Genomic DNA, 23,365 nt, shown 5'->3' with positions numbered 1-23,365 from the left:
CAGGTCCGTATCTGTCACGGAAATCCTTTCCTTCCCTCGAGTGCCGTGTGCTGATTCGAGGGTTCGTTCCGCAGCCCGGGCACTGTGCCGAGCCGGGATTGTGCCGTATCGCCTGCCCGCCGGACCGGCGGCTCGACCACCAGGGGCGCCACCGATGGTGAAAGGTGGGAGAGATCATTCCAGTTGCAGCGGCTGCGCAGCACCTCCATGGAGTGGAGGTTCGAGGCCGGAGCCCGCTGGAGCGATTGCCCTGATGAAGCACCGGCGTCTGATGCGCACGATGTACGGACATCCCCAGGATAGCTGGCCGGTGTGAAACTCGGCAAGACGGACTCGCCGTCAGCCGGCCAGCACTCCCTCGGCGACCCCCGGCTCCAGCACCCGGAGCCCGTCGGCGGCCGCCTGCTCGCGCAGTTCGTCGGGGAAACCGCTGGTCGTGAGGGCGAGCACGGTCGGACCCGCCCCGGAGACGGTGGCCGCGATCCCGGCCTCCCGCAACCGCGCGATCCAGGCCGTGGTGAGCGGGAGCGCGGGCGCCCGCTGCCCCTGGTGCAGCCGGTCCGCGGTGGCGGGCAGCAGCAGGTCGGGGCGCTGGGTGAGCGCGACGACGGCGAGCGCGGCCCGGCTCACGTTGAAGGCGGCGTCGCCGTGCGGCACCGTCTCCGGCAGCAGCCCGCGGGTGTGCGCGGTGGAGGAGCGCTCCTGCGGGATCAGCACCACCGGGCGCAGCGTCGCGTGCGGCTCCAGACGGACGGCCCGGTACGAGCGCACCTCGCCCGCAGGGGCCGATTCCGTCCAGGAGACCACGATGCCGCCGAGCACGCTGGCCGCTGCGTTGTCCGGGTGGCCCTCGAACTCCGAGGCCAGCTGCACCAGCCGGTCCGGGCCGACGGCCAGCGCCGGGTCGAACCGAGCTGCCAGCGCGCAACCAGCCGCCAGCCCGCCGACCACGGCGGACGCCGACGAGCCGAGCCCGCGGGAGTGCGGAATGGCGTTGCGGCACACCACGTCGAGGCCGTCCGCCCAGACCCCCGCCGCCTCCAGGCCGCGCTCGATCGCGCGGACCACGAGATGCGAAGGGCCCCACGGCACGTCGTCGGCGCCCTCGCCCTCGACCCGGACGCTCAGCCCGGTAGCCGTTGTGCGCACCTCGATCTCGTCGTAGATGCCGAGCGCCATGCCGAGCGAGTCGAAGCCCGGGCCGAGGTTGGCGGTGGAGGCCGGGACGCGGGCGGTCGCCGTCAGCTCGGCCGGCAGGGTCCTCGTCAGCACCTGGCTGTCGCGCGGGGTCACCGTCAGGCCAGCTCGAGTTCGGCCGCGACCCGGATCGGGTCGACCGCGATCGCCTGCACCTCCGGCATGCCCGCCAGCGCGGTGTCCGGGTCCTTCAGGCCGTTGCCGGTGACCGTGCAGACCACGGTGAGCCCCGGCTCCAGCCAGCCGTCGGCGCGGGCCGCGAGCAGCCCGGCGACGCTGGCCGCCGACGCGGGCTCGACGAAGACGCCCTCGCGCGCCGCCACCAGCCGGTACGCCGCCAGGATCTCGTCGTCGGTGGCGGCCCGGAAGGCCCCGCCGGACTGCTCCTTGGCCTCCACCGCGCCGTTCCAGGAGGCGGGGGCGCCGATCCGGATGGCGGTGGCGATGGTCTCCGGATCCTTCACCGGCGCGCCGTTGACCAGTGGCGCGGCGCCCGCGGCCTGCACGCCGAGCATGCGCGGCAGCCCGGCGGTGACGCCGTCGGCGTAGTACTCCCGGTACCCGCGCCAGTAGGCGGTGATATTGCCCGCGTTGCCGACCGGGAGCGCGTGCACGTCCGGGGCGCGGCCGAGCACGTCGCAGATCTCGAAGGCGGCGGTCTTCTGCCCCTCGATCCGCGCCGGGTTCACCGAATTCACCAGCCCGACCTGGGGAAACTCCGAGGTCACCTTGCGGGCCAGCTCCAGGCAGTCGTCGAAGTTGCCCTGCACCTGGATGATCTTCGCGCCGAGCATGACGGCCTGGGCCAGCTTGCCCATGGCGATCTTCCCCTGCGGGATCAGCACCGCGCAGTGCAGCCCGGCCCTGCTCGCGTAGGCCGCGGCCGAGGCGGAGGTGTTGCCGGTGGAGGCGCAGAGCACCGCCCGCTGCCCGCGGTACTTGGCATCGGTCATGGCCATGGTCATGCCGCGGTCCTTGAACGAGCCGGTCGGGTTGGCGCCCTCGACCTTCAGGTACACCTCGCACCCGGTTAGCTCGGAGAGGTGCGGAGCGGGCACCAGCGGGGTGCCGCCCTCCAGCAGCGTGACCGGCTCCCAGTCGGCCGCGCCGGCGAGCCGGTCGCGGTAGGCCGCGATCAGGCCGGGCCAGCGGGAGTGCACCCCTGCCTGCGGTGCGACGCCAGTCGTACTCATTCCTCGGTGCCTTCCAATCTCAGGACGCTGGTGACCGATGTGACGGAATCCATCTCCGCCAGTGCGGCGACGGTGTCCGCCAGCGCCGACTCCAGCGCGTGGTGGGTGACGACCACCAGGCGCGCAAGCTCGCCGTGCCCGCCCTGACGGACCGTCGAGATGCTCACCCCGTGTGCGGCGAATTCGCCCGCGACCTTCTGCAGAACCCCCGGCCGGTCTTCGACCTGCAGGTTCACGTGGTATCGGGTGGGCGTGTCGCCGATCGGCGCGATCGGTAGCTCAGCATAAACCGATTCGCCCGGCGCGCGACCGCCGTAGAACTTGTTCCTGGCCGCCATGACGAGATCGCCGAGCACGGCGGACGCGGTCGGCGCGCCGCCCGCGCCCTGGCCGTAGAACATCAGCCGCCCCGCGGCCTCGGCCTCGACGACCACCGCGTTGAAGGCGCCGCTCACGGTGGCCAGCGGGTGCTTGCGCGGGATGAGCGCCGGGTAGACCCGCACCGAGACCCGCTCTTTGCCGCCGTCCGCGGGCGCGGGCTCGCCGGGAGCCTCCGGCACCCGCTCGCAGATGGCGAGCAGTTTGACGGTGCAGTTGACCGCCGACGCCGTCTCCAGGTCCTCGGCCGTGATCTTGGCGATCCCCTCGCGGTACACGTCCGCGGCAGTGACCCGGGTGTGGAAGGCGAGCGTGGCCAGGATGGCGGCCTTGGCGGCGGCGTCGTACCCCTCGACGTCCGCGGTGGGGTCGGCCTCGGCGTAGCCGAGCCTGGTCGCCTCGGCGAGCGTCGCCGAGTAGTCGGCGCCGGTCTCGTCCATGGCGGAGAGGATGAAGTTGGTGGTGCCGTTCACGATGCCGACCACGCGGTTCACCCGGTCGCCCGCGAGCGATTGGATGAGCGGGCGCACCACCGGGATGGCGCCCGCCACCGCCGCCTCGAAGTACAGGTCGGCGCGGCTGCGCTCGGCCGCCGCGGCGAGCTCGCCGGTGTAGTCGGCGAGCAGCGCCTTGTTCGCGGTGACCACCGACTTGCCCGCGTTCAGCGCGGCCAGGATGAGCCGGCGCGGCGGGTCGATGCCGCCGATCACCTCGACCACCACGTCGACGTCGTCCCGCGCGACCAGCGCGTCGGGGTCGGTGGTGAGCAGCTCGGCGGGGATCCCGCGGTCGGAGATGCTCCGCACCGCGACGCCGCGCAGCACCACCGGGGCGCCGACCCTGGCGCGCAGGTCGTCGGCGTGATCGCGCAGGATGCGCACCACCTCGGTGCCGACATTGCCCATGCCGAGCACGGCCACCCCGATCGGCCGATCGGGCCCCCACCCGGCCTGCGGTACTCCGGTCATGGTTCCACCTCCGTATCGATGCGCCGGGCACCCCGCGCCTGGACTGTGGCGCGGGGCGCGCGGACGCGCGTCATCAGACCTCCAGCGAGAGCAGGTCCGCGATCGTCTCGCGGCGCAGCACCAGCCGCGCTTCGCCGTCGCGAACGGCGACGACGGCGGGCCTGGTCAGCTGGTTGTAGCGGCTGGACATCGAGTAGCAGTAGGCGCCGGTGGCGGCGACGGCCACCAGGTCGCCCGGGCCCGCGTCGGCGGGCATCCAGGTATCGCGGATCACGATATCGCCGCTCTCGCAGTGCTTTCCGACCACCCGGGCGACCACCGCGGGCGCGTCGGACGAGCGCGAGACCAGCCTGCAGTCGTAGTCGGCCTGGTAGAGCGCGGGGCGGATGTTGTCGCTCATGCCGCCGTCGACGCTCACGTAGCGCCTGCGCTGCCCGCCCTCCAGCGAGACGTCCTTGATCGTGCCGACCTCGTAGAGCGTGACGGTGCCCGGCCCGGCGATGGCGCGGCCCGGCTCGACCGCGATGGTCGGCACCGCGAGCCCGGCGCGGGCCGCCTCGGCCACCACCAGCTCGCGCAGCTTGGCGGCGAACTCGTCCAGCGGCGGCGGGTTGTCCGTCGGCAGGTACGAGATGCCGAGGCCGCCGCCGAGGTCGAGCGTGGCGATCCGCGCGGTGCGCTCGGCGCCGAACTTGTCGACGGCGTCCCTGAGCAGCCCGAGCATGCGCCGCGCGGCGATCTCGAAGCCGTCGATCTCGAAGATCTGCGAGCCGATGTGGCTGTGCAGCCCGACCAGCCGCAGGTTGTCCGCCTCGAAGACCCGGGCCAGCGCCTCCATGGCGTCGCCGCCCGCGATCGAGAAGCCGAACTTCTGGTCCTCGTGCGCGGTCGAGATGTACTCGTGCGTGTGCGCCTCGACCCCGACGGTGACCCGGACCAGCACGTCCTGCACGGTGCCCGCGCGGCCGGCGACCGTCTCCAGCCGCTCGATCTCGATCAGCGAGTCGACCACGACGTGCCCGACCCCGGCGGCCACCGCCGACTCCAGCTCGGCGACCGACTTGTTGTTGCCGTGCAGCGCGATCCGGTGCGCCGGGAAGCCCGCGTTCAGCGCGACGGCGAGCTCGCCGCCGGAGCAGACGTCGAGCGAGAGCCCCTCGTCCCGGATCCAGCGCGCGATCTCGCCGCAGAGGAACGCCTTCGAGGCGTAGTGCACGCGGGCGTCCGGGCCGAAGGCGCGCACCATGTCGCGGCAGCGGGAGCGGAAGTCGTCCTCGTCCACCACGAAGAGCGGGGTGCCGAACTCGCTCGCCAGCTCGTCCACCCGGACCCCGGCCAGGCTGACGACGCCGTCCGCGCCGCGCTCGGCGTTGCGCGGCCAGACGTGCGCGGGCAGGTCGATCATGACGCTCGGGTCGGCCGGGCGCTGCGGCAGGTTCGGCGAGTTCGGGATCTCGGAGGCGTGCCGGGGTCCGGCGGGATGGGCGCTCATCGTGCTTCCTTCCAGGCCGCGCGGTGCGCGCCGTCGACGGGGGTGGTCACATCCGCTCCGGGGCGGTGACGCCGAGCAGCCCGAGGCCGTTGGCGAGCACCTGCCTGGTCGCGTTCACCAGCACCAGGCGGGCGGCGTTGGTCGGCGAGACCGGCTCGTCGCCGAGCGGGAGCACCCGCAGGTTCTTGTTGGTCTGGAACCGGTGGTAGGCGCCGGCCAGCTCCTCGAGGTAGCGGGCGACGCGGTGCGGCTCGCGCAGCCCGGCCGCGCTGCCGAGCACCCGCGGGTACTCGCCGATGGTGCGGATCAGCTCGCCCTCCTCGTCGGCGGTGAGCAGCGCGAGATCGGGGGTCACCTCGGCGAAGCCGAACTCCGCCGCGTTGCGCCCGATCGAGGCGGTGCGGGCGTGCGCGTACTGCACGTAGTACACCGGGTTCTCGGCGCTCTGGCTGGTCCACAGGTTCAGGTCGATGTCGATGCTCGAGTTCACCGAGCTGCGCACCAGCGAGTACCTGGCGGCATCGACGCCGATCGCCTCGACCAGGTCGTCCAGGGTGACGACGGTGCCCGCGCGCTTGCTCATCTTCACGGCCTGGCCGTCGCGGACCAGGTTCACCATCTGGCCGATCAGCACCTCGACGGTGGCCGGGTCGTCACCGAATGCCGCCGCTGCCGCCTTCAGCCTGCCGATGTAGCCGTGGTGGTCCGCGCCGAGCATGTAGATGCACAGGTCGAAGCCGCGGGCCCGCTTGTCCTGGAAGTAGGCGATGTCACCGGCGATGTAGGCGGAGTTGCCGTCGCTCTTGATGACGACGCGGTCCTGGTCGTCGCCGTAGGCGGAGCTGGCGATCCACCAGGCGCCGTCCTTCTCGTACAGGTCGCCGGAGTTCTTGAGGGTGTTCACCGCGCGCTCCACCGCGCCGGAGGCGAACAGCGAGGACTCGTTGAAGTAGACGTCGAAGTCGGTGCCGAAGTCGTGCAGGGCCTGCCTGATCTGCGCGAACATCAGCTCGACGCCCTCGCGCCTGAACAGCTCCAGCCGCTCCCGCTCGGGCAGCTCGGCTGCGCCGGGGTGCGCGGCGGTGATCTGCGCGGCGATCTCGCCGATGTAGGCGCCCGCGTACCCGTTCTCCGGGGTAGGGGCGCCGGTGGCGGCGGCGACCAGGGACTGCGCGAAGCGGTCGATCTGCGCGCCGTTGTCGTTGAAGTAGTACTCGCGGGTGACGTCGGCGCCCTGCGCGGCCAGGATCCGGCCCAGCGCGTCGCCGACCGCGGCCCAGCGGGTGCCGCCGAGATGGACCGGCCCGGTCGGGTTCGCGGAGACGAACTCCAGGTTGATCCTGGTGCCGGCGAGCGCCTGCGCGGTGCCGTAACCGGAGCCCGCGGCGAGCACCTGCTCGAGGATCGCACCCTGCGCCGAAGCGGCCAGCCGGATGTTCAGGAAGCCCGGTCCGGCGACCTCGGCCGAGGCCACCCCATCGGCCGCGGAAAGCGCCTCGGCCAGCCACGATGCCAGGTCGCGCGGGGCCACCCCGGCAGGCTTCCCGACGCGCATCGCCAGATTCGTGGCATAGTCGCCGTGTTCGGGATTACGGGGACGCTCCACGGTGACCTCGTCGGGCAGCAGAGCGGGATCGAGCCCGCGTTCGACGAGCACCTTCGCCGCGGTACCGCGAAGGAGATCTGCAAGGTCAGCTGGAGTCACGAGTCTCTATCCTATGGTCTCGGCGGGTGTGCACCGCAGGTGGGCACCGCGCGGCCACGCCCATTTCCGTCACGTCGAAAGAAGCACAGCGAGCGATGCCGAGTAGTAACGCCCCGAGGTCGTCCGGTGCCTCCAAGTCGGCGAAAGCCGTCCGCGCCGCCGGGAAGGTCGCACCGTCAGGCAAGGGTGGTGACCGCAGAGGCGGCGGTGGATCCGGCGGCCTGCAGAAGCGGCAGATCCCCTGGATGACGATCGGCGCGGCCGCGGTCATTGTCGCACTCGTCGGCGCCCTCGCCTACAACCTGGTCCCCAAGTACCAGGAGCAGGCCGAACTCGACCGATTCACCCCCAGCGCCGAGCGCCAGGACCCGTCGGACCAGATCGACGGCGTCGTCAAGCAGGAGTACCCGGCCGGGCTGCACATCGGCCCGACCCAGCGCGTCGCCTACGACAAGACGCCCGCCTTCGGCGGCCCGCACGACTCCTCCTGGGCCACCTGCACCGGCGTCGTCTACGACAAGGCGCTGCGCACCGAGAACGCGGTGCACTCGCTGGAGCACGGCGCGGTCTGGATCGCCTACAACCCCGACAAGGTGGACAGCGCGGGCGTCGAGACGCTCGCCGCCAAGGTCGAGGGCAAGCCGTACACCCTGATGTCGCCGTTCCCCGGCCTCGACGCCGCCGTCTCGCTGCAGTCCTGGGGGCACCAGCTCAAGGTGGACAGCGCCGACGACAAGCGGATCAACCAGTTCATCACCGCGCTGCGGCTGAACAACTACACCTACCCCGAGGTCGGCGCCGACTGCTCCACCATCGCCTTCGACACCGACAACCCGCCGCCCTTCGACCCCACCCCGCCCGGTCCCGACGCGGTGCCCATGGACGGCGCCGGGCTGGTGCCCGACCAGGGTGAGCTCGGCGGCGGGCTGCCCGGCGGCATTCCCGGGCTGCCCGGGATGCCGGGCAACGAGTTCCCGGTGCCGGGCACGCCCGGCGTGCCGCAGTGAGCGGGGAGTCCGACACAGCGGAGCGCTCGGCGACCGAGCGCCCGGATTCGCTGGCGGGCCAGTTCCGCCGCCAGCGCACCGCGCTGCTGGTGTTCGGCGTGCTCGGCGCGATGCTCATCGGCTTCGCGCTGGGCGCGCTGGCCCGGCTCCCCCTCGACGGCCCCCGCCAGCCCGACCCCGGCCCGGTAGACGTCGGATTCCTGCAGGACATGTCGGCGCACCACGCGCAGGCCGTCGAGATGGCGGGCGTCCTGCTCGTCCGCAGCACCGACACCGACGTGCGCCGGCTCGCCTACGACATCCTCACCACCCAGCAGAACCAGGTCGGCCGCATGCAGGGCTGGCTGCAGCTGTGGGGTGAACCCGCCCAGAGCACCGACGGGCACATGGGCTGGATGACCTCGCCCGAAGGGGGGCACTCGCACGGCGGCTCTTCGTCCGCGGCCGCTCCCGTGGCGGTGATGCCCGGCATGGCTTCGCAGGAAGAACTCGCCAGCCTGCGCCAAGCCGTCGGCCCCGGCCTCGACACCCTCTTCCTGCAGCTCATGCTCCGGCACCACCAGGGCGGCCTCGAGATGATCCGCTACGCCGCCGACCACGCCGAGACCACACCGGTCCGCAGCCTGGCCGGGACCATGGTGCAGACCCAGGAGGGCGAATCCCAGCTCATGAGCGGCATGCTCGCCGCCCGCGGCGCGAAACCCCTGCCCCTCAACTGACGTTTTGGCGGGGTGGCGAGCCATGCGTTACGCTTCATCCCGCTATCCCGCCCTCGTAGCTCAGGGGATAGAGCGTCTGCCTCCGGAGCAGAAGGCCGCAGGTTCGATTCCTGCCGAGGGCACAAGCCGAAGGCCCCGCACCAGCGCGTTCGCTGGTGCGGGGCCTTCGTCGTCCGAGCGGTCAGCCGGCGTCGATGACACAACCTCCCCCGAAGTCGGTGCCGCCTCGCGCGGTGCGGCGTCCTGGGAATGGGTGTAGACGCAGGCGGTGATACTGGCGTCCGCGTGTCCGAGCCATGCCCTGAACACTGCCAGCGGGACATTGCGAAGGTGCATCAGGAGCGACGAAGGTCATGCAGCTGGATGTGGCGCCCCCCGGCCCGCTTCACCGCTGCGTCCACTGACGCGTCAGCGTGTCCAGGTGGTAGGCGTGCCGTCCTCGTTGCAGGCGACGAAATCGCCGTCCCGATACGCCTTCCCAATTGCAGCCGATCGGCCGCCTGACGCCGACGAGCTCGCCGCAGCACCTCTACCATCTCCGAGTCCACAGGCGGGGCGCGAACCACAGTCTCCATCTTCGGATCGTTCTCCACCCCCGTCCCGCCCTCCGAGGCGCGGCCGATGTGGACCAACAGCGTCCGGCGTTCCAGATCGACCCCGCTCCACCTCAGCCCGCCCAGCTCACCCCGGCGACGCCCGCACAGCGCTAGAAACCACAGGTGCCCGCCCGGTCGTTCTTAAGGCTCGCCAGCAGCCGCGACACCTCGTTCGAGGTGTAGGTCACCGGCTTTGGCTTTCAGCTTGACCGCGCGACGTTGTGGGCGAGCAACTTCCGCTCGATCGCGTACTCCAGCACCATCGAGGTCGTCTCGATGCTCCGCCTAGAGCGACCGCACCGCCCACTACCGTCGGACTCGCCCTTCGCCGTCACCGTGCCGCCCTTCTTGAGCCCGGCGACCATGCCCGTCAAGGGGCGGCACCGCGCGCCACCCACTCGCCGCCGTGCGGCGACGCGCAGCGCTCTCTTTGCAGGCTGCATTCGCGGCGCGTCGGCGCCTCGGCCACGCGTTTCGGCCTCAGTCCCTTGCTGGCCGTCCTCAGCAACATCCGAACGGTGCTGGGCACGTCGTCTGCCGTCTCCGGCTCACCTCCCGCAGTTACATGCAAGCGCAAGTATGGATCCGGTCGACCTACTGCCGTTTCCTATCAAGACCAGGAGTACGTCCAAATCATTCCGTCGTGCCAGATCATCCGAAACGTCGGGCGATTGATGCAATATGTCGCGCACCCGATACCTCAACGGTCGAGCTGCCTTCCCGGCAATACACACGATCGCCTACGTAAGACATATCAGACTGCTGCGGAACCGATATTACAAGAATGCCCAGACCATAGTAATCATTGCTGTCGATAGCAGACAGAACATCCGACTTCAGCGGCTCGCTAAGATCAGAATTCTTGATTTCTTCCGCCCATCGCTGGAAGTATCGTTCTTGATCCTCGCCAAGCGCTTCGGCTTCGCGGAGATACCCCACAATCTGTCGATCTCCCACAGGTCGCGGAGTGATGCCGTACAGGGCTTCGATGCGCGATGCATCTGCCGGCTTGTCGGTGACTCCAATCAGCACCTGCCCCGGCCTACCATTATTGGCAATCGCGCAAATCGTTCGAATCACCTTAGGGATAACTTCCAAATCGATCCGCTTTTCGGCAGTGAGTTTCAGTATACCCTGCTTTAATTCGAAATCTGGACGCTCGACTGCCGAGTGTCGTATTAGATTATCCAGATCTACCGTGGAATGAGATCCATCAAACTGCCGCGGCTCCACATCGACAAGATGGTCCGCAATAAGCCCCTTGATTACCTTGACATTCTTACTTCTTTGCTCCGGACTAGTGGAGCCGCGACTCGTATCAATACGGTCGTCGATGTTGCTCAAACTAGCCCGAACACCGGCATAGTCAGCGATCTTTTTGCTCCCCTTAAAAAGGGATTCATGCAATGCTATAAACAGCACCGCGAAGATGGCACCGAACGCGTTGGTAGAACTCTTCTTGAACAGTATGTTCCGCAGTTTGGAGGGTTGCCCTACGGTGCAGACCTTTCTAATTTCGTCGATGCACTGCTTGAATTCTTCCGTGAACCTATCCTCGCCGTAGACTTTCAGCGCTCGCTCAAGGCGAATATTCGCCGAGGTACCTTCTTCGTATACCTGATCGAGCGCATTCTTTGACCGCTCCAAATAGGATCCACCAATGATACTCCCCGCGATATCTGCAATGCATTGCTCATCCATGCTATCGCGCAAATCTGTTGACCTAAGAATGCCATGTTCGACCCAGAATATCTCTTCAGCGGCAACCTGGTACCCATGCTTCGTCATCGGAAGGTCGATGCTAATTGAAGGCATGTTCTCAAGACCGAGAATGTCAGTAGAGGAGTCGCCACGAACTTCGCAGGCCAACTCCCTCACTAGGCGAGAGAAGTTGTTGCGCACTCCGGCCTGACGTCTCTCCTGATCGCTCAAGCGGTGTCCATAAGTGTTGATCCTACCGAATACGTCGTCAATCTCGGCTTCGGAAGCCCCGCTCATTACAGAAACGGCCATGACATAGTCCAGGAAGGTAGTCACTTCTGTTGAAGAGATCAAATCAACCCCTTCAGCAGGGCGAGTAAACTTCCCTTCGCTTTCACGCGCAGCGGCAGTTGGATGGAGACTAACGTCGAAATATCGGCCATCTGGCGTGCCGAAGGAGCATTCGATGAACGAAACCAACGCATGCAGGCGCTGTAGTCCATCGATTACTTCATAAGTCTTATCACCATTCTCAAGCTTTTCTTCGCGTTCCGCGAGCAGGAGTGCTGGAACCGGGTAGCGTCTGAGGACCGACTCAATCAGCCTTTGCTTCTCGGTGAGCGTCCAAACGAGCTTGCGCTGATAGCGGCGATTGACGAATAGCTTCCCTTCGCTGTACCAGGAGTACAAAGATTGAATCGGCTTAGGCTGAGAGTCGAGGTCGGCCACCTTGCTAGCCTGTCATAGGTCAGCGCATCACCATGCCAGCATCGCCCGCGACACGGGGACGAAGTTTCGGGGGCACTCCCAGCCCCGCAGCCGTGCCGAACCGTGACCGCGAGCGGACCCACGTCTGACTAGCCCGTCCACTTGAGATGCCTCCGCCTAGACCAGGGTAGGCGGGAGGGCGCACTGAGCCCAGCATCGGCAACGCCAATCATTGGGACCTGGCGGCATTGTGGCGAGATGCCACACGAGAGACGCAACACTCCTGCTCCCCGCGAACCTTTGCGGACCAAACGGCGAGGTGACCGGACTACAGCGACACTCCCCCGATTCCTGCAAACCGGCCTCGACCTGCCTCCGGAGCAGAAGACCGCAAGTTTGAATCCCGCCCAGGCACATCAAACCAAGCTCCAACCAGCAACAAGGCCGGTCCGCACTTGGCAAGCCCGTGGCCGCCTCCGGCAACACTCTGGCACCAACTCCGCCGGATCGGCTAATTGCCGGTCGTCTCGACGGGGCGAAAACACGCGCCTAGCCTGGATGTATGACTGCCGAGCTGGGACAACTCGTGAAGTCCGTGCGGAAACGGCGGGCGCTGACACAACAGGAATTGGCCGACCTCTCCGGAGTGAGCCTGGCGCGCATACGCCAACTCGAGACAGGCGGGCATCAGGGGGTGCGCCTCGCCACACTACGGAAGCTCGCTATTGCCCTGCGTGTGCGGACGTCGGTGCTGCAACCGGGCGGGTCCACCGATGCCGAGCACGCCAGTCCTGCCACTGCCGATGTCTGGGAACCCGTGAGACGCGCCTTGGTCGCTCCCGACCAGAATCCTTCGCACACCGATGACGAACAGCCGTCCAGTGCCGACCTAGAGGAGTCCTTGGCTGCCCTGGCAGGGCTCGATGAAGCTCATCGATACGCCGACGTTGCCGCCATGCTGCCTGGTCTGATCGCCGACGCCAACGCGCTGGGAGATGAAGGCCGGGAGGCGCGGGCGCGGGTGTTGCGGTTCACGGCGCACTCCCTGGTGCAGAATCGGCAGTTCGACACGGCGGCGCTCACTGTGGACCGGGCGGTGGACGCTGCGGCTGATCCCGAGACGGTCATGGGTGCGGTCAATGCGTTGATCTGGTCATATTTGCGGCAGGGAGATCTCAGCGCTGCACGCGAACTCGCCGAGCATTGGGCTGACGAGGTCGAGCCGCAGCGGTTCTCACGTGCGACTCCGAAGGAGTTAGCCCGCTGGGGCAAGCTCTACCTCTACATCGCCAATGTCGCGGTCCGGGACAATTCGCCCGGTACGACGGCCGATGCCCTTTCTATTGCGCGCGCCGCTGCTGTGCGGATCGGGCGGGAGGCCGTGTTCGAGCGTCTGCCACTACGTGCTTTCGGACCGGTCTCGGTGGCTCACGCTGCGGTGGAGAGCGCCGTCATTGCCGAGGAGCCGACGCGCGCACTGGCGATTGCCGAAGGGCTTCCGAAAGCAATCCCGGCAGCGAACGTCGCCGCCCGTCTCCGGCACCGGCTCGACGTAGCCAACGCACATGCTCAGTTGCGCCAGTGGCCCGAAGCGATGGGCACCCTTGCCGAACTCCGCACCGCCGCACCCGAGTGGCTGACTCAGCAGCGCTACGCCCGTGACATCGTGCAGACCGTGGTTTCGGAGCGCCGGACCCTCACGCCGGACATGCGAGAGTTGGCCGACTTCGTAAACCTGGAATACTAAGCAGCACAAGTAGTCTCGAAGCTTCTTAACGGTTTGCTGGTCATGCGCCTCGTACCGCCATATCGAAGATCAACGCCACGCTGAGAGCGTCTGCCTCGGCCCCGCCGCCGGGTGAGCCCCACAGACAAGCGAACCCGCCCACTTCCCCTGCTTGGCTGTATCCCCGGCGGCGGGTGCCTACCACCTAGCCCCCAAGTGTGGAGAGGCGCACCCCGTGCTCAGCGAGCCGATGACGTTGCTGCTCATGACCATTGCAATAGCCCTGCCCGCCGGCGTGATCCTTGCCCTGTGCCTCGTTCCCTACCCCACACAGCAGCACGAAGACGAACAGCACGAGCCACCACCGTGCCGAGTGCGCGCCCCGCGTCAGGTCGAGTTGCCGTGCTGTGGCGGTCTCAACTCAGCCTCACAGGCAAGGATCACCCGCAACGGCCGGGCCGATGTGATACCGATTTCCGTCGTCGAGCATGAATCAATGCCGGTGACTGCGGAGACCCTCAGCGAAAGAGACACATTGGCGGATCTGCGGCAGTCTCGGGAGGACTTCGCCTCAGGCGAGACCTTCGATGTCGACCAGGTGCGGACCGAGCTCGAGAAGCGCCGGCGCGGCGTCGCGTGACCAGGACTTCGGAGCCATACTCGACAGTCTTGTCCGATCAGGCGCGTCGCAAATATTCACGAAAATCTGCCGTTGGACGTCGCCCTGGCTGCGATGATGGCGCTTCCGGGCTGGTCGTCACCGTCCTGAACTGGGCCAGTGGCCTCGCTATCGGCACGAAAGTGCGGGGGTAGAGTCGCGCCATGCCGCCGAGTTCGCGCACCATCCGGATCGCCACCCGATCCTCACCGATGGCCTTGGCCCAAGCCGAGAACATCGCCGCCGGCCTCGCCGGGCTGGGCGTGGCCACCGAGCTGGTGAAGGTCACCTCCGCCGGCGACCGCTGGATGGGTGACCTGTCCGCACTCGGCGGCAAGGGCGCGTTCGTCAAGGAGATCGACGATGCCCTGCTGCGCGGCGACGCCGACCTGGCCGTCCACTGCCTCAAGGACATCCCCGGCGACATCCCCATCACCGCCGGACTCGCGTTCGCCGGATATCCCGCGCGCGAAGACGTCCACGACGCCATCATCACCCGCGACGGCAGGCCTCTCGCGGAACAGCCCCACGGTTCGGTGATCGGCACCAGCTCGGTCCGCCGCGCCGCGCAACTACGGTTGCACTATCCACACCTGGACGTGAAACCGTTGCGCGGCAACGTCAACACGCGCATGGCCAGGCTCGATGAAGGCCACATCGACATTCTCATCGCGGCCGTGTCCGGGCTGATTCGGGTCGGCCATCAGGACCGCATCACCGAGACCTTGCCCATCGACACCATGTGCCCGCCGATCGGTGCCGGGATCATCGCGCTCGTCGCGCGTTCCGACGACACCGAACTTCTCGACCTCGGCGTGGCCCTGGACGACCCGGATACCCACCGCCAAGCCGACGCCGAGCGCGCAATGCTCCACGCACTCCAAGGTCATTGCAACTCACCGATCGCCGGAGTGGCGACCAACGACGCGACCGGGCGGCTCTCGCTGCACGGCACCGTGTTCAGCCTCGACGGCACCCGATGGCTCGACTCGCACCACTGGGGCGTCCCCGAAGACCCCCAAGCCCTTGGGTTCTTCGTCGGCTCCGACCTCCTGCGTCAAGGCGCACGCGCCATCATCAGCGCCATCCCGCACTGATCGAACGCCCGCGGCGACACAAACTCCGGACCGGCGGCATCTGTGGCACGACCGCGCCTCGGCGGCAGGGAAGTTCGCGTGTCTCGGCCAGGGCACCGCGAAACAAGCTCTAGCCAGCAGCAATGCCGATCAAGGGCTGTTCCCCGTCGAAGCGCGTATATAGCCAACGCTGTAGTCGAGCGCCCCGGCGGGTGATTCCTCGAAACCCACCTGCGCCTACAACAACGCCTGCGCGAACTCGCCGCTCAGTCCGGCAACACGGCAGCGGTTGTGCTCCTGGATCGCCACATTGCGGTCGGGGCCATCGCTCTGCTGGAGACGTGCTCTCGAACCAGTTGCCTACGGCTTCCGCGAGAATTGTCCCTGCCGCTGGTCGTAGTCATCTCGAATCTCACGCACCACGTCGGCTCCTGACGGCGCTTCCGCACTGGCGATCCCCAACCTTTGCTGGATCTTCAGCAGCTCCTCGTCCCATTCGGCGATCGCTTGCCGCCGTATGAGTTCATCCATGTCGACCAGCATGCACTGATGAGGGCGGCGCATAAATTGAGACGCGCAGCTCCGCAACGAGGATTTGTCTAGGCGTTTTACTTGAAAACGTCTAACTGGTAGACATAGACTGTGATCAGCGAGCAGCCGGTTCGGCTCGTCCTGAAGGAGCTCACCGCCTCGGGATGGCGCTTCGAACGAGAAGGGAAAGGGAGTCACTCGGTCTGGAAGTGTCGGAGTGGGGCGCACGGCGTCACCATCCCGACGGGACACGGGGTGGTGCGGCCAGGGGTGGTGCGAGCGATACGGAAGGCTGTCGACGGTTGTCGCTGTGAACGCGAGGAGGAGCCGTGAAGTACAAAGCGCACGTCACCGGGCGGGAAGGCCGCTGGTGGGCGGTGGAGATTCCGGAACTGGGCAAGAACGCGCAGACGCAGGCGCGGCGGCTGGCCGAGGTGGAGGGCGAGGCGCGGGACTACATCTCGGTGACGCTCGATGTGGCGCCCTCCTCGGTCCACGTCCAGGTGATCGTCGATGACTTCGCGCAGGTGTACGACGTCCAGGAGCGTTCTGCCTGGATTCGCGCGGCGCGCAGACTCATCGAGCAATTGGAGACCGATGTGCAGCGTGAGACGCGGGCGCTCACGAATGAACTCACCGCCGAGGGAGTGCCGCTGCGCGAGATCGCCTACCTGGTAGGTACCACGTTCCAGCGGGTGGGGCAGCTCGCGACCGAGGAGGCGGCCGGGGCGACCCGGTCGGCTTGGGCGATATCGGAGCGGAATCCGGAGGTGTTCGAGCGCGCACGGGAGGCATTTCTGGCGGTGACGCGGGTCGCCGAACCGGCGCCTCCCCGCGTCTGAAGGGCGGCCCGCGGCGGCGGGCGGATCGAATGGGGCTGCCGTAGGCTGCGAGGACAGCCGGGTTGGAGGACGCTATGAGCTATCCGCCGTATGGGTCGCAGCCGGAGCCGAATCAGGGGTGGGGGGCTCAGCAGCCCGGTTATCCGCCGGGGGGCGGGTACGGGCAGCAGCCGGGGTACGACCCGAGCGTCGGGCAGGGGCAGCCTGGTTACGGCCAGAACCCCGGATACCAACAGCCCGGTTACGGGCAAGACCCTGGGTATCAGCAGCCCGGTTACGGGCAGGATCCCGGGAACGCCCAGCCCGGTTACCGACAGCCCGGGAACGCGCAGCCGGGGTACGGACAACAGCCTGGTTACGGCCAGCAGTGGGGACAGCCGAACTATGGGCAGCCGCAGCCGGGGTATCCGCCTCCGGGGCAGGGGACGCCACGGCCGCGGAAGAGCCGGACCGGGCTGATCGTCGGGCTGATAGTCCTCCTCCTCGTGATAGCAGGCGGTATCACCGCGGGCATCGTGCTCACCGCGCAGGGGAAGACGCCCCTCGCCTCGGACGAGAAGAAGATCGAGGTGGCGATCCGCGACTTCTACGAGACCCTCGGTGAGGACGGGTTCGCGGCCGCCGCGGCTACGGCGTGCGCGGGCGATCGGGACGAATTCGAGGCGCTCAGCGAGGAGCAGAAGAAGGAGTTCGATCAGACGCAGGTGTCGGTCGTCATCAACGAGATCAAGAACATCGTCATCACCGGGGATCGGGCGACCGCGACCATCACCGGGCGGATGACGCTGACCCTGCCCGGCGAGGATCCGGACACCGATACCGACACCGAGGAGCACGTGAAGAAGGAAGACGGCACGTGGAAGGTCTGCTCGGCGGAGGATCAGGGCTGAGGAGGCAGGGTGCCGGAGAGCACCCTGCCGGAGAAGAGCGAGCGGCGGGAATCGAACCCGCGTAGACGGCTTTGCAGACCGTCGCCTCAACCACTCAGCCACGCCCGCGTGACAGGAGTAGATCCTGCGCGATCACCGGAGCCGGGAACACGGTTGCACTCAGGGTGATTCGAAGGGGGCGCCGATATGATCTCCCCATGTCCCGCCCACGCCCGCTGCCGCAGGATCCGATCGCGGAGGCGCACCGCCAGTGGACGGCGCACGGCTGGGGCGAGGTCGCGGACGGGATGGCGGCGGTGACGTCGCTGGTCAGGGCGCAGCAGATCGTGATGGCGCGGGTGGACGAGGCACTCAAGCCGAGTGGCCTCACGTTCTCCAGGTACGAGCTGCTGCAGCTGCTGAGCTTCAGCCGCACGGGGGCCGTGCCGATGGCCAAGGCGAGTGAGCGGTTGCAGGTGCATCCGACCAGCGTCACCAATACCGTGGACCGGCTGGAGGCGGCGGGGCTGGTGCTGCGAGTGCCGCATCCGAGCGATCGCAGGGCCATCCTGATCGAGATCACCGAGGCGGGGCGGGCGCTGGTCGCGGCGGCCACCGAGGCGCTGAACAGCAATGTCTTCGCGCTGCCCGGGCTGGCGCCGGACCGGCTGCAGGCGCTGCTCGAACTGCTCGCGGAGTTCCGCCGGGCGGCCGGTGACTTCGACGCGGGCGAAGACCCGGCGCACTGGGCTCCGGCCCGCGATCGGGTGCGCAGCCCGGACTGACGCCCGCGCTGAGCGAACCTTTACCGGCCCGAGCTTGGCACCGTGCCGGAAAGGGTCCACCATGAACGGCATGGTGCTGGTGCTGGGGGTATCGGCGGGTGCCGGCGGCGCCCGCGCGGTACTGACGCATTCGGATCAGCCGCACCTGCCGCCGATCGATCGCTGCCACGTTCCCGGCACGCCGGACAACGTCGAGGCCGCCGTTTTCGAGGCGGTGCGGTTGATGCGCGCGGCGGCGAGCGCGCGCGACGAGCTGATCACCGGGACCGCTGTCACCTGCCGCTGCGCGCCGCACGCCGACACCGTGCGCGCGGCGGCGGGGATCGAGCGGGTCACCATCGTGGACGAGCCGCTGGCGCAGCTGCGCTACCTGCGCTTCTCCGGGCAGGTGAGCGACGACGCGCCGGTGCTGCTCTACGACCTGGGCAGCTCGGGGCTCACCCTGACGCACGCCGACACCGGCACCGAGACGGTGCTGGAGAGCCTGCACAGCGCCGCGGTGAGCGGTGACCGCTACGACACGCTGCTCCGGCAGCGGCTCGCGCAGGACGGCGTGCAGCCCGAGGAGGACGCCGTCCGGCGGCACCGGGAGGCGCTGAGCCGAGCCAGGGTGATCACCGCCAGCGACCCGGACACCGGCGGGCGCGCCGTCATCACCCGCAGCGACCTGGCCGAGTTGTGCTCGCAGAGCGTGCGGCGCTCGGCGACGCTGGTGCACCGGCTGGTGGACGATGCGGAGGAGCCGCCGCACGCGCTGGTGCTGCTCGGCGGCTGTGCCCGCAACCCGCAGTTGCGGGCGGAGCTGGCCGGGCTGGTCGATCTTCCGCTGATCTACGACCCGGAGCCGGAGTACGTCTCGGCGCGCGGGGCGGTGCTGGTCGCCGCCGGGCACCGGGGCGGTGAGGTGCGGATGCGGCGCCGCCGGGTCGGGGCGGCGCTGGCCGCGCTGCCCGCCAGGGCGGCGGCCGCGAGGGAGGTGGCCAGGCAGGCGGGCCACGAGCACCGCGGCGATCGGCGCGCGGTGCTCGCCGCCGCCGGGGTCACCGCGGTACTCGGCGCCACCGTCGCGGGGCTGCTCATCTTCGGCCGGGACGACCCCGCCCCGGCCGCGCCGCCCGTCGCGACGATCGAGGTCGCCGACACCCCGGCCACGCCCCCCGGCTGACCGCGTCCCCGCACACGGCACCGGGCCGAAACGCCGCACGCCCGGTCGGCCATCGGCGCGGGACCGGGCCCGAAAGCCGCGCCCCGCACACGGCACCGGCCTAGAACGGCGCGTGCCCCGGCCCGAACCCGGACCGGGGGCACGTGACAGCGAAAACTCAGCGGTTCACGAACTTCGGCTTCCGCTTCTCGGTGAAGGCACTCATGCCCTCCTTCTGATCCTCCAGCGCGAAGAGCGAGTGGAAGACCCGGCGCTCGAACCGCAGCCCCTCGGCGAGCGTGGTCTCGAACGAGCGGTTCACCGACTCCTTGGCGATCATGGCGACCGGCAGCGACATGGACGCGATCGCCTGCGCAGCCTCCAGCGCGGTATCGAGCAGCTCGGCAGCCGGAACAACCCGCGCGACCAGCCCGGCCCGCTCGGCCTCCTCGGCACCCATGTTGCGCCCGGTCAGGACCAGATCCATCGCCTTGGCCTTGCCGATGGCCCTGGTCAGCCGCTGCGAACCACCGATGCCGGGGATGACGCCGAGCTTGATCTCCGGCTGCCCGAACTTGGCGGTGTCGGCGGCGAGCAGGATGTCGCAGATCATGGCGAGCTCGCAGCCGCCGCCGAGCGCGTACCCGGCGACCGCGGCGATGGTCGGCTTGCGGAACTGCGCGAGCCGCTCCCACTTGGCGAAGTAGTCGTCCAGGAACATGTCCATGTACGACTTGGGCTGCATCTCCTTGATGTCAGCGCCCGCCGCGAAGGCCTTCTCCGACCCGGTGATCACGATGGCGCCGACCTCGTCGTCGCGCTCCAACTCGTCCAGCGCGGCGAGGATGTCGTCCAGCACCTGCGCGTTCAGCGCGTTCAGCGCTTTGGGCCGATTCAGCGTGATCCAGCCGACGACACCGGTCTCCGCGGTGCCCTTGCGCTCCAGCAGGATCGTCTCGAAATCGGTCACTCGGAGGCCTCCTGGTTCGAGCGGTCACGGATATCGGTGACGATAGCCGAGAAGTCCCGCGCCGCATCGGTCTGGTTGAAGCGGGTGTAGATCTCCGCGGCCAGGGCCCCGAGTTGCCCGTCGACCCCGTTGGCCTGCAGCGCGTTCGCGGCCAGGCCGAGGTCCTTGGTCATGAGCGCGGTGGCGAAGCCGGGCTTGTAGTCGTTGTTCGCGGGGCTGGTCGGCACCGGCCCGGGAACCGGACAGTAGGTGGTGAGCGACCAGCTCTGGCCGGACGCGGTGGAGACCACGTCGTAGAAGGACTGGTGGCTCAGCCCCAGCTTCTCGCCGAGGACGAGCGCCTCGGAGAGCGCGACCATCGAGACCCCGAGCAGCATGTTGTTGCAGATCTTGGCGGCCTGGCCGACGCCCGCGCCGCCGCAGTGCACCACTTTGCCGCCCATGACCTCGAGGACCGGGAGCCCGGCCGCGAAGTCGGCCTCCGCGCCGCCGACCATGAAGGTCAGCGTGCCCGCGGCGGCGCCTGCGACGCCGCCGGAGACCGGGGCGTCCAGGGCGCGGTGCCCGGCCGCCACCGCACGCTCGGCCGCGGTCCTGGCGTCCGCGACGTCGATGGTGGAGCAGTCGATGAACAGGGTGTCCGGCTCGGCCGCGGGCAGGATGTCGGCGTAGACGTCGAGCACCAGCTTGCCGTTGGGCAGCATGGTGATGACCACCTCGCGCCCGGCCACCGCCTCGACGGCGGTCGGCACCACGGTGGCGCCGTCGGTGCGGGCCTGCTCCTGGGCGGCGGGCACCGGATCGAAGGCGAGCACGTCGTGGCCCGCCTTCACCAGGTTGGCGGCCATCGGCGCACCCATGTGGCCGAGACCGAGGAATCCGATCTTCACTGTTCGTCCTCCGATGTGGTGAGCCCGAGCTCCCGATCGCCGAGCTCGGCGAAGTACTCCCCCACCAGCCCGTCGGTGACCTCGGCCAGGGTGGCGGGCTGCCATTGCGGGTTGCGGTCCTTGTCGACGACCTGCGCGCGGATGCCCTCGACCAGGTCGTGCGAGGCGAGCGAGGCGATGGAGACGCGGTACTCCTCGTTCAGCACCGCCTCCAGGGTGGAGAGCTCGCGCGCGTGCCGCAGCGAGCGCAGCGTGACCTTGAGCGCCACCGGCGACTTGCCGAGGATGTCCGCGGCAGCGGCCTTCGCCTCCGGCGCGTCGTTCGCCTCCAGCCGGGCGACGATCTCCTCGACCGTGTCCGCGCTGTAGGCGGCGTCGATCCAGGAGCGCTGCCCGGCCAGCGCCGATTCCGGCGCCGCCGTCGCGTACTTGGCGATGGCGTCGTCTGCGCTCTCGGTGCGCAACGTGTCCAGAAGCGCCGGGATCTGCTCCGATGGCACGTAGTAGTCGGCGAAGCCGGTCACGATGGCGTCGCCCGCGGTCATCCGCGCCGTGGTGAGCGCGACGTGGGCGCCGATCTCACCGGGTGCGCGGCTGAGCAGATAGGTGCCGCCGACGTCGGGGATGAAGCCGATCCCGACCTCGGGCATGCCGATCTTGGAACGCTCCGTGACGATGCGGTGGCTGCCGTGGCCGGAGAGCCCCACGCCGCCGCCCATCACGATGCCGTCCATGACCACCACGTACGGCTTGGGGTAGCGGCCGATCAGCGCGTTGAGGATGTACTCGTCGCGCCAGAACCGGCCGGTCGCGGAGTCGGCGGCCGCCGCGCCGGTGGCCCCGCCCAGCTCCTTGGCATCGGAGTGGATGGCGACGATATCGCCGCCTGCGCAGAGCCCGCGCTCCCCCGCCCCGGTGACCACGACGGTACGCACCGAATCGTCGTCGGCCCACTCCCGCAGCGCCTCGGTGATGGCCAGCGCCATCTCGTGATTCAGCGCGTTGATGGCCTTCGGCCGATTCAGCGTGACGAGCCCGAGCCCGTCCCGCTTCTCGATCAGAACATCGCTCATGCCGCTCCTACCACCGCGCGGGCGACGACCACCCGCATGATCTCGTTGGTGCCCTCGAGAATCTGGTGCACGCGCAGGTCGCGCACGATCTTCTCGACTCCGTACTCGGCCAGGTAGCCGTAGCCACCGTGCAGCTGCAGCGCCTTGTTCGCAACCTCGAACCCGGCATCGGTGGCGAATCGCTTCGCCATCGCGCACAACTCCACCTTGTCGGGGGCGTCCGCGTCCAGTGCGGCCGCGGCCCGCCAGAGCAGGGTGCGGGCGGCCTCCAGGTCGGTGCGCATGTCGGCGAGGTCGAACTGCAGCGCCTGGTTCTTCAGCAGCGCCTTGCCGAAGGCCTGGCGCTCGGCCAGGTAGGGCACGGTCTTGTCGAGCGCGGCCTGGGCCCCGCCGACCGAGCAGGCGGCGATGTTGATCCGCCCGCCGTTCAGCCCGTTCATCGCGATCCGGAATCCGTCGCCCTCGTTGCCGAGCAGGTTGGCGGCGGGCACCCTGGCGTTGTCGAAGATGACCTGCCTGGTGGGCTGGGCGTTCCAGCCCATCTTCTTCTCGTTGGCGCCGAAGGAGATGCCGGGCGTGTCGCCCGGCACGATGAAGGCCGAGATGCCGCCGGCGCCGGGGGCGCCGGTGCGGGCCATCACCACGTAGACGTCGGTGGCGCCCGCGCCGGAGATGAACTGCTTGGCGCCGTTGAAGACGTAGTCGTCGCCGTCGCGGACGGCCTTGGTGCTCAGCGCCGCCGCGTCCGAGCCGACGCCGGGCTCGGTCAGGGCGTAGCTGGCGAGCAGCTGCATCGAGGTCAGCCCCGGCAGCCAGCGTTCGTGCTGCTCGGGGTTGCCGTAGCGGTCCACCATCCAGGTCGCCATGTTGTGGATGGAGATGTACGCGGCGATGGCCGGGCAGCCGGTGGCGAGCTGCTCGAAGATCCGCACCGCGTCCAGCCTGCGCAGCCCCGAGCCGCCCACCTCCTCCCGCACGTAGATGCCGCCGAGCCCCAGCGGCCCGGCCTTGCGCAGGATGTCGACCGGGAAGTGCTTGCGCTCGTCCCAGTCCAGCGCGTTCGGCGCGAGGAATTCGTCGGCGAACTCGCGAGCCGTGTCCCGGATCGCGCGCTCGTCCTCGTCCAGGTCGAACATC

At 68.7% G+C, this 23,365-nt stretch carries 21 protein-coding genes and 2 tRNA genes; 11 read left to right on the top strand and 12 right to left on the bottom strand.

Features of this window, described 5'->3' with window-relative positions; translation table 11 throughout:
- Positions 1 to 339 precede the first annotated feature (339 nt).
- The 5 genes from thrB to argS all read right to left on the bottom strand — a co-directional run bounded on the left by thrB (position 340) and on the right by argS (position 6,933).
- Positions 340 to 1,269: a homoserine kinase gene (gene thrB / locus ACFO0B_RS22630; protein WP_378614584.1), complete on the bottom strand. Its 930-nt coding sequence runs from the start codon at positions 1,267 to 1,269 to the stop codon at positions 340 to 342.
- Positions 1,270 to 1,295: 26 nt separating this feature from the next.
- Positions 1,296 to 2,390: a threonine synthase gene (gene thrC, locus ACFO0B_RS22625; protein WP_378614540.1), complete on the bottom strand. Its 1,095-nt coding sequence runs from the start codon at positions 2,388 to 2,390 to the stop codon at positions 1,296 to 1,298.
- Complete coding sequence (locus ACFO0B_RS22620; protein ID WP_378614539.1) at positions 2,387 to 3,736, bottom strand: homoserine dehydrogenase; 1,350 nt, start codon at positions 3,734 to 3,736, stop codon at positions 2,387 to 2,389. The genes thrC and ACFO0B_RS22620 overlap by 4 nt, the downstream gene beginning before the upstream one ends.
- 73 nt (positions 3,737 to 3,809) lie before the next feature.
- Positions 3,810 to 5,228 (bottom strand): diaminopimelate decarboxylase, encoded by a 1,419-nt coding sequence (lysA, locus tag ACFO0B_RS22615; RefSeq protein ID WP_378614538.1) that lies wholly within the window; start codon positions 5,226 to 5,228, stop codon positions 3,810 to 3,812.
- 46 nt (positions 5,229 to 5,274) lie between these two features.
- A complete protein-coding gene (gene argS, locus ACFO0B_RS22610; protein ID WP_378614537.1) occupies positions 5,275 to 6,933 on the bottom strand; it encodes an arginine--tRNA ligase in 1,659 nt (552 codons plus the stop codon).
- 95 nt (positions 6,934 to 7,028) lie between these two features.
- Here argS and ACFO0B_RS22605 point away from each other — a divergent pair, with 95 nt between their 5' ends.
- The 3 genes from ACFO0B_RS22605 (at position 7,029) to ACFO0B_RS22595 (ending at position 8,781) form a co-directional block, all read left to right on the top strand.
- A complete protein-coding gene (locus ACFO0B_RS22605) occupies positions 7,029 to 7,940 on the top strand; it encodes a DUF3105 domain-containing protein (RefSeq protein WP_378614536.1) in 912 nt (303 codons plus the stop codon).
- Positions 7,937 to 8,659: a DUF305 domain-containing protein gene (locus ACFO0B_RS22600; protein ID WP_378614535.1), complete on the top strand. Its 723-nt coding sequence runs from the start codon at positions 7,937 to 7,939 to the stop codon at positions 8,657 to 8,659. Before ACFO0B_RS22605 ends, ACFO0B_RS22600 begins: the two co-directional genes overlap by 4 nt.
- 49 nt (positions 8,660 to 8,708) lie before the next feature.
- Positions 8,709 to 8,781 (top strand) — tRNA-Arg (locus tag ACFO0B_RS22595).
- Positions 8,782 to 9,906: 1,125 nt separating this feature from the next.
- Here the strand turns inward: ACFO0B_RS22595 and ACFO0B_RS22590 are convergent.
- Entirely contained in the window at positions 9,907 to 11,685 is a 1,779-nt protein-coding gene (locus tag ACFO0B_RS22590) for a GmrSD restriction endonuclease domain-containing protein (protein WP_378614534.1), read from the bottom strand.
- Between the two features lie 541 nt (positions 11,686 to 12,226).
- On the opposite strand from ACFO0B_RS22590, the gene ACFO0B_RS22585 reads away from it, so the two are divergent.
- The 3 genes from ACFO0B_RS22585 (at position 12,227) to hemC (ending at position 15,145) form a co-directional block, all read left to right on the top strand.
- Positions 12,227 to 13,411: a helix-turn-helix transcriptional regulator gene (locus ACFO0B_RS22585; protein WP_378614533.1), complete on the top strand. Its 1,185-nt coding sequence runs from the start codon at positions 12,227 to 12,229 to the stop codon at positions 13,409 to 13,411.
- A 214-nt stretch (positions 13,412 to 13,625) separates the two neighbouring features.
- Positions 13,626 to 14,030, top strand: a complete 405-nt coding sequence (locus ACFO0B_RS22580) for a hypothetical protein (RefSeq protein WP_378614532.1) — start codon at positions 13,626 to 13,628, stop codon at positions 14,028 to 14,030.
- Between the two features lie 182 nt (positions 14,031 to 14,212).
- Positions 14,213 to 15,145: a hydroxymethylbilane synthase gene (hemC, locus tag ACFO0B_RS22575; protein WP_378614531.1), complete on the top strand. Its 933-nt coding sequence runs from the start codon at positions 14,213 to 14,215 to the stop codon at positions 15,143 to 15,145.
- Between the two features lie 339 nt (positions 15,146 to 15,484).
- Here hemC and ACFO0B_RS22570 read toward each other — a convergent pair whose 3' ends face one another.
- Entirely contained in the window at positions 15,485 to 15,667 is a 183-nt protein-coding gene (locus ACFO0B_RS22570) for a hypothetical protein (protein WP_378614529.1), read from the bottom strand.
- Positions 15,668 to 15,766: 99 nt separating this feature from the next.
- On the opposite strand from ACFO0B_RS22570, the gene ACFO0B_RS22565 reads away from it, so the two are divergent.
- From ACFO0B_RS22565 to ACFO0B_RS31545, 3 genes are all read left to right on the top strand, one after another.
- The gene (locus ACFO0B_RS22565; protein ID WP_378614528.1) at positions 15,767 to 15,988 is read left to right on the top strand and encodes a type II toxin-antitoxin system HicA family toxin; all 222 of its coding nucleotides are present in this window, start codon (positions 15,767 to 15,769) and stop codon (positions 15,986 to 15,988) included.
- Positions 15,985 to 16,497: a hypothetical protein gene (locus ACFO0B_RS22560; RefSeq protein ID WP_378614527.1), complete on the top strand. Its 513-nt coding sequence runs from the start codon at positions 15,985 to 15,987 to the stop codon at positions 16,495 to 16,497. The genes ACFO0B_RS22565 and ACFO0B_RS22560 overlap by 4 nt, the downstream gene beginning before the upstream one ends.
- Positions 16,498 to 16,571: 74 nt before the next feature.
- Positions 16,572 to 17,387, top strand: coding sequence for an Rv0361 family membrane protein (locus ACFO0B_RS31545; RefSeq protein ID WP_449289801.1), 816 nt, complete (start codon positions 16,572 to 16,574; stop codon positions 17,385 to 17,387).
- A 36-nt stretch (positions 17,388 to 17,423) separates the two neighbouring features.
- On the opposite strand, the gene ACFO0B_RS22550 is transcribed toward ACFO0B_RS31545, so the two are convergent.
- Positions 17,424 to 17,495 (bottom strand) — tRNA-Cys (locus ACFO0B_RS22550).
- An 89-nt stretch (positions 17,496 to 17,584) separates the two neighbouring features.
- On the opposite strand from ACFO0B_RS22550, the gene ACFO0B_RS22545 reads away from it, so the two are divergent.
- Together ACFO0B_RS22545 and ACFO0B_RS22540 are read left to right on the top strand one after the other, a co-directional pair.
- A complete protein-coding gene (locus ACFO0B_RS22545) occupies positions 17,585 to 18,151 on the top strand; it encodes a MarR family winged helix-turn-helix transcriptional regulator (protein WP_378614525.1) in 567 nt (188 codons plus the stop codon).
- Positions 18,152 to 18,221: 70 nt separating this feature from the next.
- Positions 18,222 to 19,316: an Hsp70 family protein gene (locus tag ACFO0B_RS22540; protein WP_378614524.1), complete on the top strand. Its 1,095-nt coding sequence runs from the start codon at positions 18,222 to 18,224 to the stop codon at positions 19,314 to 19,316.
- A 157-nt stretch (positions 19,317 to 19,473) separates the two neighbouring features.
- Here ACFO0B_RS22540 and ACFO0B_RS22535 read toward each other — a convergent pair whose 3' ends face one another.
- The 4 genes from ACFO0B_RS22535 to ACFO0B_RS22520 are packed head-to-tail and all read right to left on the bottom strand — an operon-like array spanning position 19,474 to position 23,364.
- Positions 19,474 to 20,265, bottom strand: a complete 792-nt coding sequence (locus ACFO0B_RS22535; protein ID WP_378614523.1) for an enoyl-CoA hydratase — start codon at positions 20,263 to 20,265, stop codon at positions 19,474 to 19,476.
- Positions 20,262 to 21,155, bottom strand: coding sequence for a 3-hydroxyisobutyrate dehydrogenase (gene mmsB / locus ACFO0B_RS22530; RefSeq protein WP_378614522.1), 894 nt, complete (start codon positions 21,153 to 21,155; stop codon positions 20,262 to 20,264). The genes ACFO0B_RS22535 and mmsB overlap by 4 nt, the downstream gene beginning before the upstream one ends.
- Positions 21,152 to 22,228 carry an enoyl-CoA hydratase/isomerase family protein gene (locus ACFO0B_RS22525; protein ID WP_378614521.1) on the bottom strand — a complete coding sequence of 359 codons (1,077 nt, stop codon included), beginning with the start codon at positions 22,226 to 22,228 and terminating at the stop codon, positions 21,152 to 21,154. The genes mmsB and ACFO0B_RS22525 overlap by 4 nt, the downstream gene beginning before the upstream one ends.
- Positions 22,225 to 23,364 carry an acyl-CoA dehydrogenase family protein gene (locus tag ACFO0B_RS22520; protein ID WP_378614583.1) on the bottom strand — a complete coding sequence of 380 codons (1,140 nt, stop codon included), beginning with the start codon at positions 23,362 to 23,364 and terminating at the stop codon, positions 22,225 to 22,227. Before ACFO0B_RS22520 ends, ACFO0B_RS22525 begins: the two co-directional genes overlap by 4 nt.
- Position 23,365 lies beyond the last annotated feature (1 nt).

Origin of the sequence: Nocardia jiangsuensis, from assembly GCF_042650385.1 — a bacterium.
In the GTDB taxonomy this organism is placed as follows: domain Bacteria; phylum Actinomycetota; class Actinomycetes; order Mycobacteriales; family Mycobacteriaceae; genus Nocardia; species Nocardia jiangsuensis.
Note: the sequence above shows the minus strand (reverse complement) of the source record. Positions and strands in the feature narration are given on the sequence as shown.

Excerpts from the sequence above, each read along its gene's own strand:
- ACFO0B_RS22570 (WP_378614529.1), bottom strand. The coding sequence starts at position 15,667 with ATGCTGGTCGACATGGATGAACTCATACGGCGGCAAGCGATCGCCGAA.
- ACFO0B_RS22525 (WP_378614521.1), bottom strand. The coding sequence starts at position 22,228 with ATGAGCGATGTTCTGATCGAGAAGCGGGACGGGCTCGGGCTCGTCACG.
- lysA (WP_378614538.1), bottom strand. The coding sequence starts at position 5,228 with ATGAGCGCCCATCCCGCCGGACCCCGGCACGCCTCCGAGATCCCGAAC.
- ACFO0B_RS31545 (WP_449289801.1), top strand. The coding sequence starts at position 16,572 with ATGAGCTATCCGCCGTATGGGTCGCAGCCGGAGCCGAATCAGGGGTGG.
- hemC (WP_378614531.1), top strand. The coding sequence starts at position 14,213 with ATGCCGCCGAGTTCGCGCACCATCCGGATCGCCACCCGATCCTCACCG.
- ACFO0B_RS22585 (WP_378614533.1), top strand. The coding sequence starts at position 12,227 with ATGACTGCCGAGCTGGGACAACTCGTGAAGTCCGTGCGGAAACGGCGG.
- thrC (WP_378614540.1), bottom strand. The coding sequence starts at position 2,390 with ATGAGTACGACTGGCGTCGCACCGCAGGCAGGGGTGCACTCCCGCTGG.
- ACFO0B_RS22545 (WP_378614525.1), top strand. The coding sequence starts at position 17,585 with ATGTCCCGCCCACGCCCGCTGCCGCAGGATCCGATCGCGGAGGCGCAC.
- ACFO0B_RS22520 (WP_378614583.1), bottom strand. The coding sequence starts at position 23,364 with ATGTTCGACCTGGACGAGGACGAGCGCGCGATCCGGGACACGGCTCGC.
- ACFO0B_RS22620 (WP_378614539.1), bottom strand. The coding sequence starts at position 3,736 with ATGACCGGAGTACCGCAGGCCGGGTGGGGGCCCGATCGGCCGATCGGG.
- ACFO0B_RS22605 (WP_378614536.1), top strand. The coding sequence starts at position 7,029 with ATGCCGAGTAGTAACGCCCCGAGGTCGTCCGGTGCCTCCAAGTCGGCG.
- ACFO0B_RS22540 (WP_378614524.1), top strand. The coding sequence starts at position 18,222 with ATGGTGCTGGTGCTGGGGGTATCGGCGGGTGCCGGCGGCGCCCGCGCG.